Raw genomic sequence first — 12597 nt, forward strand, 5'->3', positions numbered from 1 at the left:
TCTGTAACAAGGCAAGGTTACTTCAATTTTTTCAGCGTCTTTTCCATACCTTCCGGCAGGGGATAGACGTGATCCTCGCCGGGGAACGCGCCCGCGCGCACTTCACGCGCATAGGCCTCCACCGCCGAGCGCAGGCTTGCGCCCACTTCGCCAAAGCGTTTGACGAAGCGCGGCAGGTGGCTCAGGGTCATGCCCGTCATATCCTGCCACACCAGCACCTGCCCATCGCAGCCAGCGCCCGCGCCAATGCCGATAACCGGGATGGACAGGGCCTGGGTCACGCGCTCGGCCAGGGGCGCGGGCACGCATTCCAGCACCAGGGCGAAAGCCCCGGCATCTTGCAGGGCGCGGGCATCGTCCAGCAGCTTCTGGCCTGCGGCCATGCTTTTGCCCTGCACCTTGAACCCGCCAAAAGCGTTCACAGATTGCGGCGTGAGGCCAAGATGCCCCATGACGGGAATGGAAGCCCGCGTCAGTGCCCGCACTTCTGGGGCAAATTCCGCGCCGCCTTCAAGCTTGACCGCCTGGGCACGGCCTTCAGTCATGAGCCGCCCGGCGTTGCGCACGGTATCTTCCACAGAAACGTGGTAGCTCATAAAGGGCATGTCGCAGACCACAAGGGCTTTTTGCGCACCGCGCGCCACGGCGGCGCAGTGGCGCACCATGTCGTCCACTGTGACGGAAAGCGTATCGGGATAACCCAGCATCACCATACCCAGCGAATCACCTACAAGCAGGGCATCCACCCCGGCCATGTCCATGACCCGTGCGGTGCTGTAATCATAAGCCGTCAACATGACGAGCTTTTCCTGCCCTTTGGCCTCACGGAAGGTAACTATGGTATTCTTCATGACTGAGCCTCCTTCTGATTGGCATCGTGGGCCAGCCCCATGATGAGGTGGGTAAGCTTGGCAGCCGTAAAGTCCGCATGGTGCAGGCCCTCAATGGGGGCCAGTTCCACCACGTCCAGCCCCACCACGCGGCGGCCCGCCACGCAGCGTTCCAGCATGTACTGGGCCTCGCGCCAGTTGATGCCGCCGGGCGAGGGCGTTCCGGTGGCTGGCATGATGGACGAATCAAGCCCGTCCACATCAAAGGTGATGTAAATATTTTTGGGGAAATCCTCGGGCAGGGGCAGCTCCGGCAGGCCCACGCGGGCAAGGAAGTAGGCGTCGTAATGGGTGACGTTGAACTTCTTGCGGATCTCGGCTTCTTCCCGGCAGAAATCGCGCACGGCAAACTGCGTGAGCGGCAGGCCGAGGTCGGCCACGGCGCGGTACATGACGCTGGCGTGTGAAAAGGGGCTGCCCTCATACTGGGGCCGCAGGTCGGCGTGGGCGTCAAACTGCACAACGCCAAAGGATTCGCCCGTTTTTTCAGCCTGCCGGGCCAATGCCCGCAAGGCTCCAAGCGTCACGGTATGCTCGCCGCCCAGCACCACAGGCACGGCCTCGCAGGCAATGGCATGGGCCACAGCGGCCTCTATGCGGTCAAGCGTGTCGGTTATGGGGCCAGCGCAGTCCACGGCCTGGGCGGTAAAAAAACCTGACTCGCCCGGTGCGAATCCGCATTCCCAGGCCTCAAGCTGGTGCGATGCGGCAAGCAGGGCCTGAGGGCCTTTGACCGTGCCGCTGCCATAAGAAACGCTCTGCTCCAGAGGGACGGGGATAATGTGAAACCCTGCCTGCTCCGGTGCTGACTGGGGATATTCAGAAGCCAGAAACTTATCTTGCATTTGTGATCCTGCCGTGATTTGACATAAAAAAACGGCCCGCTTGGGGAGGCAGGCCGTTTCGGTTGGAGGAGACTGTCAGCAAAAGAAAGGAAGGTACTTTCTAAGCTGCAATGGCCGTGCCATAAAAAACAGCATGCGAATAATCATCTAACATGTTGTTTTTTATTTGTAATTTATTACAGCCCCTCTGGCGATGCGTTAAAAATGTTTAACCCTACTTGCCTGTGCCCTGCCTGGAAGGCGCAAAACTGTACAAAATATTTTCTTGCACAGCCTACTGCACAGTGTCCTTGCTCGGCGCAACAGCCGCACCCTGCAAAGAAAGGGACAGCTTTTCGGCCAGTTCGCGCGCGGCGGGCGTATTGCGCCATTCGTCAAAGAGTTTCTGCCAGCCGCCAAAATCCACAAAGTTGCGGTCAAGCTGTTCTTCGTGCATCTGCACCCAGGCGTTGAAAAGCTGCATCTGCACCTGGAAGGTGGAGCTCTCAAAAATCATGGTCGCAGAATCGCGGGGCATGACCTGACCGTCCACATGGGCCAGCACAAAATTACAGACCGCGCGGCGGGAGGTTTCAAAGGTCACTTCCTGACCGTTCATTTCTTCTGCCAGGGGCAGCAGGCGCGGGAACAACTCGCTGATGCGCTCCATGGCCTTGACCGGCACTGCAATGAACAGGGCGGGCTGGCCGTCCGTGGCGGCAGGGGCATCGGGCTTTTCAGAGATGAAATAAAAACGCAGCCAGTTCTCGAACATGACGGCTTCCAGAACCCTGGCAACGCCATTCTGAAATTGTTCTTGAGCTTCGGGCATGGAGACTCCCTTAGTGTTTTACGGCCACGACCCGCAGCCGCCGATAATCAGCAATCCAACCGCCGTTATTCCACATGGATGCGCGCAGGGCATCCGCCACGGCGGCAAAAACCTTTTCCTGAGCCTCTGGGGCCACGCAATCCAGATCCTGGGCAAAAAACTGGGCCATCCAGCGAGCAAGGCCTTCTTCCCCGCCTTTGAGGGGGGTCGGCCTGTCGTATTCTTCCGCCAGCCGCACGGAAAACCCGTGCCAGCTCAGCAGGGACGCATATTCCTGCGCCGAGGGAAAATAAAAACGCTCGCAGTTCAGATGCGCCGGACCAATCCCCTCCCCTGCCAGCGCGGCCTGAAAGGCCGCCCCGAAGGCAGCGCGGATGCGCCCGATGTTGCCCTGCGCGCCAAATTCGCACACCAGCAGCCCGCCGGGGCGCAGTGCCCGCGCCATGACGGCAGTCAGCCGCTCCTGATCTTCTATCCAGTGCAGCGCGGCGTTGGAAAAGAGCGCGTCCACGCAGCCGTTCCACGGCATGTCGCAGGCGTCCATTACCAGAAATTCCACTCGCGGCAGACGCATTCTGGCCTGCACGATCATGTCGGGCGAGGCGTCAATGCCCACCACGCGGGCGGCTCTGGCGGTCAGCGCTTCGGTCAGAGTGCCCGTGCCGCAGCCAACGTCAACGACAAAACCCAGACCATCGGGCAGCAGCCCCAGCAGATTTTCACCGTAAGCCGCCACGAAATCGTGGTTCTGGTCGTAAAGACGGGCATCCCAATCCATGAATCCTGTTCTCCCTGCGCGGCGAAAAAAAGCGCAAGCGCCACTTGTTGTAAACATCAGACTACAGCGCGTCAATGCGGCGGGCTGATTTGCAGCAACAATGCCGCCCTCTCCCTGCCAGCAACGACCCGGCTCAGGCCTGTTTTTCCTGCACGGCGCGCTTTTGCATTTCACGGTTGCCCAACTGCCCAAGCACTGCGGCGGCCAGACCGGTAACGGCGCTCACCAGGCCCAGCGGCACGGCGGTATCCCCCCCGGCAAGCCCCACAAGGGGCGAGGTGCACGCGCCGAAAATAAAGACAGCCACGCCCAGAATGCCCGAGGCTGTTCCCGCGCCCACATTTTGCGCGCTGATGCCAAGGGTGAAGCTCGTGGGGAGCGTCATGCCCTGAAGGGCGATCATGAAAAACAATCCCACGAGCAGGGGCAAGGGCGAAGCTGGCGCAATCACCGTTACGGCCAGTACGCCAAGGCAGGCCGCGCAACGCAGTGTGTTGCCGATCTGCAGCAAACGGGCCTCGCCAAAGCGGCGCGCCAGCCGGGCCGTGGCAAGGGCGACAAACATGACGCTCAAGGCGTTGCAGCCAAAAATGACGCTGTAGCCCTGCGGCGAGATGCCGTACATGCCCTGCAGCACAAAGGGCGAGGCCGCCACGTAGCCGAAAAATCCGCCCATGGTGAAGCCCTGCACACCCACATAGCACATAAAGGGCTTTTGCCGCAAAAGCTCGCCCATGGCCTTCCAAGAGGCGCGCAAGCCGCCCTCGCGGCGCATGGTTTCCGGCAGGGTTTCGGGCAGACCCACAGCGCTCAGCACGATCAGCAGCACCCCAAAGCCCGTCAGAAAATAAAAAATCAGGGGCCAGCCGCTCAAGGACGCCAGCCAGCCGCCCAGAAGCGGCCCGGTAATGGGAGCAATGCCGTTGACCGCCATAAGCAGGCTCATGAAGTTGGTCAGCTCCGACCCGCGGAACAGATCACAGGCCATGGCGCGGGCCAGCACAATGCCCCCTGCCCCGCCAAGCCCCTGCGCAAAACGCAGGGCAATAAAGCTGTTGCCCGTTTTTGCCGCTGCGCAGCATATGGAAGCCAGCGTAAAGAAGATCAATGCCACGAACAACGGCTTGCGCCGCCCTGTGGAATCTGAAATGGGCCCCACAAACAATTGCCCGAGGGCCATGCCCAGCAGACAGGCCGTGATGGTCAACTGGGTTGTTGCCGTAGAAATGTTAAGGTCTGCGGCCAGCGCGGGCAGACTTGGCAGATAGGTATCGGTACACAGCGGACCAAAGGCGGCCATCATGCCCAGCAAGAGCGCCAGAAACAGCCTGCGGCGGCGTGGCAGCTTTGCGCCGGCACCCACAATATAATCATTTTCCGTAATGCGCATGCTTGTCCTTTTTCTTTTCTTTGCGCGATATTCGGGACGGGCGCGGGCAAAGTCAAGGGCGGGGAATGCCCCTGCGCGGCGCTGGTATGCGCTGCCGCCTTATGCTACCCTGCGCCTATGATTGATTACGCTCAAGCCCTTAACGAAGCCCAGTACGAGGCAGCCACCTGCGGCGACGGCCCGGTGCTGGTTGTGGCAGGCGCAGGCAGCGGCAAAACCCGCACCATCGTCTACCGTCTGGCATGGCTGGCAGAACACGGCGTCGAACCTGACGCCATGCTCCTGCTCACCTTTACCCGCAAGGCCGCGCATGAAATGCTGCACCGTGCGGGGCTGTTGCTCAATCAGGGGCTTGCGGGCGTGCAGGGCGGCACCTTCCACGCCTTTGGCTTTGGGGCGCTCCGGCGCTGGAAGCCCGCGTGGCTTGGCGACAGACCCTTTACAGTCATGGATTCCGCCGACATCAACGAGGCGGTCAAGCACTGCAAAGATCAGCTCAAACTGGGCAAGGGCGACAGGTCGTTTCCCAAAACCCAGAGCATTGTGGGGCTGCTGAGCAAGGCCCGCAACAAGGAACTGCCGCTGGACGAAGTGCTGCGGCGCGAGGCTTTTCATCTGCTGCCCCATGCCGACGGCCTGGCCCGGCTGGGCGATGCCTACAATGCCTACCGCCGCGACAAGGGCCTGCTGGATTACGATGATCTGCTGTTCGAGCTTGAGGCCCTGCTGCGCGAAAATCCGCTGGCAGCCGCCTCGCTGCGGCAGAGGTTCAGCCATATTCTCGTTGACGAGTATCAGGATACAAACCTGGTTCAGGCCCGCATTGTGCGCCTGCTGGCAGGGCCGATGGACGGCCCCCCAGGCAACGTCATGGCGGTGGGCGACGAAGCCCAGTCCATCTATGCTTTTCGCGGCGCCAACGTGCGCAACATATTGGACTTTCCCACGCTTTTTCCCGGCGCGCGCGTGGTGCGGCTGGAAGAAAACTACCGCTCCACCAAGCCTGTGCTGGATGTGGCCAACAACCTGCTCTCCCACGCTGCGGAATCCTTCCGCAAAAACCTGTTCACGCGCAAGGAAGGCGGCGACCCGGTACGACTTGTGACGCCGCTCAGCGACATGAGTCAGGCCAAGCTGGTGGTGCGCCGGGTTGAAGAACTGCTGGCGACCCATCTGCCGCACGAAATCGCGGTGCTTTTCCGCGCTGGCTTCCATTCCTACAATCTGGAAATGGCCCTCAATCAGGCGGGCATTGCCTTTCGTAAATACGGCGGGCTGCGCTATACCGAGGCCGCCCACGTCAAGGATGTTATTGCCTACGCGCGCCTGCTGCTCAACCCGCTCGACCTGCCCGCCTTTGCCCGTGTGGCGGCCCAGCACAGCGGCATTGGCCCCAAGACGGTGGAAAAACTCTATGCCGTGGCCCGCAGCGGCGATCAGAAATCCACAGAAAAAGCCTTTGCCAAGTATCCGGGTTTTCTGGAAGACATGCGCTTTGTCGACGACCTGCGCGCCCGGCCCATGCCGCCCTCGGGCACGCTGTCGTCCGTTCTTGAGCATTACCGCCCCCGCCTCGAGGCCCTTTACCCCGAAGACTGGCCCCGCCGCCAGCAGGGGCTGGAAGAAATCATCCAGATGGCCTCCGGTTACAGCGAGCTGGATCTTTTTGTGGCAGATCTGGCCCTTGAAGCGCCGGAAGACGATGACGCCGACAGCAACGAGGGCAAGATCACCCTTTCCACCGTACATTCGGCCAAGGGGCTGGAGTGGAACGCCGTTCTGATCATTGATCTGGTGGAAGACCGCTTTCCCTCGCGCCACGCGCTGGCCCGGCCAGAAGATTTTGAAGAAGAACGCCGCCTCATGTACGTGGCCTGCACCCGCGCGCGCCAGTGCCTTGACCTTTACGCCCCGGCCTCGCTCTACAACAGAGCGGAGCGCGGCAGTCAGCACGTGAGCCAGAGCCCCTTTGTGCGCGAGCTTGCGCCCGGCATGGTTGAAGAATGGATTGAAGGCTTCGGCGGCGTGCTTTCGCGCCGCAGCGTTGGCGGCGTGGGCTTTGGGCGCAAAACCGCCATGCCTTCAGCTGGCGGGCCTGGTGGAGCGCAGGGCTTTTCGGGCGGGCTTTTGCCGCGTCCGCAGCGCCCACCGAGCCACGATGCATACGACGACTGCCAGCTTGCGCCAGACGACGCGCCGGGGAATGCGCCAGCAAGCGGCTCGGGCAAGCAGACTTTTCCCTTTGCGACCCCCGCGTCCGCCCCTGCGGCGGCTCATGGAAGTTCAGGGACGCTGGCCGCAGCCGATGGCGATCTGTGCTACTGCCGCCACCGTATTTTCGGGCGGGGCAAGATCGTGCGCCATCTGCCGCCGGACAAGGTGCAGGTGAATTTCCCCGGCTTTGGCCTCAAGGTCATTCTGAGCGAATATCTGATTCTGGAGAGCTGATATGGTTCCGCCCCACGCATCCCCTGTTTCTCATGGCTCTCTTTCTGAAGACGGCATTCTGGCCTGTCTTGGCAGACATTTTCCGCAGACCGGGCCTTCCCTGCTGCTGGGCAGGGGCGACGACTGCGCCGTGCTGCGCGGCGGCAAGCCCCTTGCCGTGAGCAGCGACCTTTTTCTGGAAGACGTGCATTTTCGCCGCTCGTATTTTACCCCTGAAGAAACAGGCTACAAGGCGCTGGCCGTCAATGTGAGCGATCTTGCGGCCTGCGGGGCGCGGCCCGCGGCCTTTACCCTCTGCCTCGGCCTGCCCGGCTGGGTGGACGAACCGTGGCTGGACGCGTTTTTCTCAGGCATGGCCGGTCTTGCCAAGCAACACAACATGGTGCTGGCCGGAGGCGATCTTTCCGGCTGCGAGCGTCTGCATATTTCTGTGACAGTGTGGGGCGAACCCGCCGACCCCGGCACCTTTCTTGTGCGCGGTGGCAGCATGCCCGGCGATGTGCTCTTTGTAGTGGGACGTCTGGGCCTTGCCCGCGCGGGGCTCAAAGCCCTTGAAGCTCAGGGCCGCACGGCTCTGGAGCAGTGGCCCGCCGCCTGCGCGGCGCACCTGCACCCCGAGCCGCAGGTGGACGCTGGCCTCATGCTGGCGCGGGCAGGATTCAACGCCCGACCGCCTGCGCTCATGGATGTTTCTGACGGCATCATGCGCGATCTGCCCCGGTTGCTTGGCCTTACGGGCGAGTTGAGCGCTGCGGGTCAGGTCTCGCGCGGCAGCTTGGGGGCGGAAATTATGCTGGCCCGTGGGCAACTGCACCCCGAAGTAGTGAGCTATGCCGAAGCCCATGGCAAAAATCCCGTACACGAAGCCCTGCTTGGCGGCGAGGATTACGCCCTGCTTGGTTCGTGCGCGCCCGACATGCTACCCCCCCTGCATGCGGCCATACCGCGCCTTACAAGCATCGGCGTTGTGACCGCGGGCGGCGGTCTTGTGTGCAACAACGAACCGCTGGACACTCTGGCGGACATGCGCGGCTTTGACCACTTTGAGCACAAAGGGCAAGAGGCCTGACATGCACGCATGGCAAAACAAAGGAAACCCCGCATGAGCACCATCTCGCAGCGGTCAGAATCCGCGCCGCTTTCAGAAGATCAACCTTCCATTTCTTCTCAAATGGTTGAAGAATTCCGCGCTATCTGCCGCGATGCATGGAAGCAGGGCCTGCTGTCCGGCTGCAACGGCAACGCCAGCCGCAGGCTTGGCAGCAACGCACCAGGGCTTGTCTGCGTCACGCGCAGCGGCGCTGCCAAGGGCAGGCTGACCGCCGCCGACTGTTGCCTTATGGACATCGCCACAGGCGCTACCGTGTCAGGCGGGCCAGCGTCCACTGAATCGGGCATGCACCTTGCCATCTATCGCGCCCGCCCGGACTGTAATGCCATCCTGCACACCCACCCTCGCCGCCTGCTTGCTTTGAGCCTGCGGCTGGCGGGCAGACAGGAGGACTTTTTGCGCCTGCCCCTCTTTGAAGCCGAAGTGTGGCGTGCCAAGCTGGGCTTTGCCCCGGCCCTGCCCCCCGGCACCACCGAGCTGGCAGAGGCCGTAGCTCTGGCTGCCAGCGGCAAGGATGCCGTGTGGATGGCCGGGCATGGCCTGTGCTGCCTTGGGCGTACCCTGGCCGAAGCCCTGTGTCTGGCTGAAGAACTGGAGCATCTGGCCGCGCTGCAGATACTTGCCACGGTTTAGCGCAGGCATTGCAGCCGCACCTTTCAGCCCGCTTTTGGCGGGCTTTTTTGTTTCTTTTAGTGTTACAACTTGCAAAAACATATGCGCTATTGTAGCATTCAATAAAATTTCGTAACACAAAATCAAAGGAGCCCCCCACCATGCATATCCGTTCGCACTTCTGCGCTGCTCTGGCCCTTATGGGTCTCATGATTTCCAGCACTGCCGCCCTGGCCCACGAATTCATCCTCAAGCCCGACACGGCAACCCCTGCCGCCGGTCAGAAAACCCGCATGCAGGCGCAGGCAGCCCATGTGTTCATGGTCAGCGAAGAAGCCGAAAATCCCGCCAACGTGCGCCTGTACCTCTTGCAGGGCGACAAAAAAACCGACATCGCCCTTGCGGAAGACAAGGCGGTTGTTGCGCTGGTGGGCGACTTCACCCTCGCGCAGAACGGCCCCGCCATGCTGGTGGGCCACCGCCTGCCCCAGATATGGTGCGAAACAACGCAGGGTGAAATGGAAGGCAGCCGCGCCGCCCTTGAAGCCAAGGGCATGAAGGTCAAATCTTCCGGCAAGTATGAAAAATTCGCCAAGACTCTGCTCAATCCCGCCAGCAAGGATACCCTGTTCGGCAAGGCTCTTGGCCAGGATCTGGAACTTGTGCTGCTGACCAATCCCGCAGACATCAAGCCCGGCAGCCCCTTGAACGTGCAGGTGCTGCTGCGCGGCAAGCCCGTGCCCAATGCCACTGTGGGCCTGACCCACGATGCCTTCAGCAAGGAGCAGGACACTTACAAATCCAAGGCGCAGACCGATGCGCAGGGCAAGGCCTCCTTTACCATAGACAAGCCCGCCCTGTGGATGCTGCGCACCACTGTGGTGGAAAAGACCCCCGGCGCGGACGCTGACGAGCACCATCTGCGCGCCACCTATGTGTTCCCCGTAAAGTAGCCCCATATCCACACGCAGGTAGGCGGGGGAAGGTTAGCTTTCTCCCGCCTGATCGCATTCCCACACCTGCTTGAGGCAAGGATAGTTATATGCGCATTTTTCTTTTGGGGCGCTGCGCCGCCATCTGCCTTGCGGTTGCGCTGCTTCTGGCAGGCGCTTCGGCACAGGTTTCGGCCCATGCTCTGTATGCGGCAGATACCCGGCACGACGGCGTGGTGCTTGTGCAGTTTGCCTACTCCAGCGGTGAGCAGCCCACCTATGCCAAGGTGGAGGTGTACAGCCCCGCAGACGACAAGGTGGAATTTCAGAATGGCCGCACGGACGCGCAGGGGCGATTTGCCTTCATGCCTGATGCGCCGGGCCGCTGGCGTATCATCATGGCCGACAACATGGGGCACAGGGTTGAACACCCGGTGGAAATCAGCGCAGTTCAGGGTTCCACAGCCGCAGACAGCGGGCACGATGCAGGGCCGGGCGGCTTTGCCATGCCCTTGCGTATTCTGCTTGGCCTGAGCCTGATCGCCAACATGGCGCTGGCGGCAGCCGTGCTGCGGCGCAGAAAAAAATTTACGGTCTGATAGATTCAAAATTGTTTTTGACCGCAAAAAACGGGTGCCTCCTGATGGAAGCACCCGTTTTTAGATCTGGCAATGAGCGTTTATTTCGGCTCAATAACTTCCCTGCCGCCCATGTAGGGAACCAGCACCTTGGGCAGCACAAGGCTGCCGTCCTTTTGCTGACAGTTTTCAAGGATGGCGGCAATGGTGCGGCCCGTGGGCAGGCCGGAGCCGTTGAGCGTGTGCAGGAACATGGCCTTGCCGCCCTTGGGCTTGAAGCGGATATCGGCCCTGCGGGCCTGAAAATCCGTGCAATTGGAGCAGGACGAAATTTCGCGGAAGGTCTTTTGCGTGGGCAGCCACACTTCCACATCATAGGTCTTGGCAGAGCTGAAGCCCATGTCGCCCGTGCAGAGCGTGATGACGCGGTAGGGCAGTTCGAGCATTTCCAGCAGGTTGCAGGCATGACCGCGCATGATCTCAAGCTGGTTGAAGCTGTCGTCAGGATGGGCGAAACGCACCATCTCTACCTTGGTAAACTGGTGCATGCGGATAAGGCCGCGCGTATCCTTGCCCGCGCTGCCCGCCTCAGAGCGGAAGCAGGGCGTGGCCGCGCAATAGGCGCGGGGCAGATCGGCCTCGTCCAGCACTTCGCCAGCGTGCAGATTGGTCAGCGGCACTTCGGCAGTGGGGATCAGGTAGTATTCCCACTCGCGCAGCTTGAACAGGTCTTCCTCAAACTTGGGCAACTGGCCCGTGCCTGTCATGCTGGCGCGGTTGACCATGTAGGGCGGGCAGACCTCAATATAGTCTTCAGCCACTGTGTGCTGATCAAGAAAAAAGTTCACCAGTGCGCGTTCAAGGCGTGCCCCCCAGTTCAGGGACACCACAAAGCGGCTGCCAGTCAGGCGGGCGGCGCGCTCAAAATCAAGCCCGCCAAGGGCCACGCCCAGATCCCCATGCTCGCGCGGCTCAAAATCAAATTCACGCGGCGTGCCCCAGCGGCGCACCTCCACGTTTTCCGATTCGTCCTTACCCACTGGCACGGCGGCGTCAGGCAGGTTGGGTACGCGCATGAGCCAGGTTTCCACATCGGCCTTGGCCTGGGCGGTTTCAACGTCCAGTTCCTTGATACGGTCGGAAACGCCGCTCATTTCGGCCAGCAGGGCCGTGGCATCTTCGCCTGCGCGTTTTTTGGCGGCCACTTCGGCAGAGGCCGCGTTGCGGCGGCTCTTGAGGGTTTCCACCTCGGTCAGCAGGGCGCGGCGGCGGGCGTCCAGCGCCAGAAATTCATTAACATCCAGATCCGAATGCCTGTCGGTCAAAGCCTTGGTCAGCACTTCGGGCTGCTTTTGCACCAGTTTGAGGTCAATCATAGCCGCTCCTGAAAAAAACGCGCACCGCGCGGGATATAGCAAAATCTGCTCCACATGAGGATGGGGAGCGCAACAGACAGGCTGTAGCATGCTGGGCCGCTGCCTGCAAGGCGGCTGCATGCGGCCTGTATCTGACAATCCGGCACAGGCAGACCTGCAAACCTTGCAAAAGGCAAATTTTGCGTATACGTAGTAACGAGTATTCTGGAGATTTTCTATACAAGTTACGTGAGGCCGTCATGAAACATTTACGCATTGTTCTTTGTGTATCCCTGCTGGCGTTGCTTGCAGCCTGCGGGCCGAGCAACAATGTTCGACTCTTGCCGCCGCCCGCTCTGGACGCTTCGGTGCTTCCTTCTCCCAACGCACCCCGTGTGACCGTTGTGATGTTTGAAGACAAACGCATGGATCAGACCGTCATCGGCACCCGCCGCGACAGCAGCGCGTTTGTCACCACCGACAATGTCGCCCAGTGGATCAGCAAGGCTCTGGCCGATGAACTTGCGCGCAACGGCATGCAGGTTTCCTATTCCATCAGCGTGAACGAAGCGCGCAAGGGCAACCCCGACTTTATGGTCACTGGCCAGGTCGACGAAGCCAACATCCGCGAAACGTCCACCACCGACATGTCCACATCGCTGCGCGCAAACTACGTGCTTGCCAACCGGCAGGCGCGCATCCTGCGTGAATCGCTCAACGCGTCACAGTCGCGCACCGGCCTGCCCTCAGGCAGCGCTGCCGACAACCTGATGCTGGAAACTCTGCGCGACCTGGTCAAACCCATGGCGCACAAGATTGTCCAGACCATCGAGGCAAAAAAATAAGC

At 61.1% G+C, this 12597-nt stretch carries 12 protein-coding genes; 6 read left to right on the forward strand and 6 right to left on the reverse strand.

Annotation, left to right across the window (positions count from 1 at the left end; genetic code table 11):
- Positions 1 to 17: 17 nt before the first annotated feature.
- The 5 genes from panB to ACUZ9P_RS03905 form a co-directional block, all read right to left on the reverse strand.
- On the reverse strand, positions 18 to 851 hold the full coding sequence (gene panB, locus ACUZ9P_RS03885) for a 3-methyl-2-oxobutanoate hydroxymethyltransferase (protein WP_449248706.1): 834 nt from the start codon (positions 849 to 851) through the stop codon (positions 18 to 20).
- The gene (gene speB / locus ACUZ9P_RS03890; RefSeq protein WP_449248707.1) at positions 848 to 1735 is read right to left on the reverse strand and encodes an agmatinase; all 888 of its coding nucleotides are present in this window, start codon (positions 1733 to 1735) and stop codon (positions 848 to 850) included. The genes panB and speB overlap by 4 nt, the downstream gene beginning before the upstream one ends.
- A gap of 274 nt (positions 1736 to 2009) precedes the next feature.
- Positions 2010 to 2546 (reverse strand): hypothetical protein, encoded by a 537-nt coding sequence (locus ACUZ9P_RS03895; RefSeq protein WP_449248708.1) that lies wholly within the window; start codon positions 2544 to 2546, stop codon positions 2010 to 2012.
- Positions 2547 to 2556: 10 nt separating this feature from the next.
- Positions 2557 to 3324 carry a class I SAM-dependent methyltransferase gene (locus ACUZ9P_RS03900; RefSeq protein WP_449248709.1) on the reverse strand — a complete coding sequence of 256 codons (768 nt, stop codon included), beginning with the start codon at positions 3322 to 3324 and terminating at the stop codon, positions 2557 to 2559.
- Positions 3325 to 3457: 133 nt separating this feature from the next.
- Complete coding sequence (locus ACUZ9P_RS03905) at positions 3458 to 4714, reverse strand: multidrug effflux MFS transporter (RefSeq protein ID WP_449248710.1); 1257 nt, start codon at positions 4712 to 4714, stop codon at positions 3458 to 3460.
- Between the two features lie 117 nt (positions 4715 to 4831).
- On the opposite strand from ACUZ9P_RS03905, the gene ACUZ9P_RS03910 reads away from it, so the two are divergent.
- The 5 genes from ACUZ9P_RS03910 to ACUZ9P_RS03930 all read left to right on the forward strand — a co-directional run bounded on the left by ACUZ9P_RS03910 (position 4832) and on the right by ACUZ9P_RS03930 (position 10416).
- Positions 4832 to 7162, forward strand: coding sequence for an ATP-dependent helicase (locus ACUZ9P_RS03910; protein ID WP_449248711.1), 2331 nt, complete (start codon positions 4832 to 4834; stop codon positions 7160 to 7162).
- A gap of 1 nt (position 7163) precedes the next feature.
- Positions 7164 to 8231 carry a thiamine-phosphate kinase gene (gene thiL / locus ACUZ9P_RS03915; protein ID WP_449248712.1) on the forward strand — a complete coding sequence of 356 codons (1068 nt, stop codon included), beginning with the start codon at positions 7164 to 7166 and terminating at the stop codon, positions 8229 to 8231.
- Positions 8232 to 8264: 33 nt separating this feature from the next.
- The gene (locus ACUZ9P_RS03920; RefSeq protein ID WP_449248713.1) at positions 8265 to 8906 is read left to right on the forward strand and encodes a class II aldolase/adducin family protein; all 642 of its coding nucleotides are present in this window, start codon (positions 8265 to 8267) and stop codon (positions 8904 to 8906) included.
- Positions 8907 to 9046: 140 nt separating this feature from the next.
- Entirely contained in the window at positions 9047 to 9838 is a 792-nt protein-coding gene (locus ACUZ9P_RS03925) for a DUF4198 domain-containing protein (protein ID WP_449248714.1), read from the forward strand.
- An 89-nt stretch (positions 9839 to 9927) separates the two neighbouring features.
- Complete coding sequence (locus ACUZ9P_RS03930) at positions 9928 to 10416, forward strand: hypothetical protein (RefSeq protein WP_449248715.1); 489 nt, start codon at positions 9928 to 9930, stop codon at positions 10414 to 10416.
- 80 nt (positions 10417 to 10496) lie between these two features.
- Here the strand turns inward: ACUZ9P_RS03930 and serS are convergent, their stop codons facing one another.
- A complete protein-coding gene (serS, locus tag ACUZ9P_RS03935) occupies positions 10497 to 11771 on the reverse strand; it encodes a serine--tRNA ligase (RefSeq protein ID WP_449248716.1) in 1275 nt (424 codons plus the stop codon).
- 239 nt (positions 11772 to 12010) lie between these two features.
- Between serS and ACUZ9P_RS03940 the strand changes: the two genes are divergently transcribed.
- A complete protein-coding gene (locus tag ACUZ9P_RS03940; RefSeq protein ID WP_022658895.1) occupies positions 12011 to 12595 on the forward strand; it encodes a hypothetical protein in 585 nt (194 codons plus the stop codon).
- Positions 12596 to 12597: the final 2 nt, after the last annotated feature.

It is taken from the genome of Desulfovibrio intestinivivus (assembly GCF_053570665.1).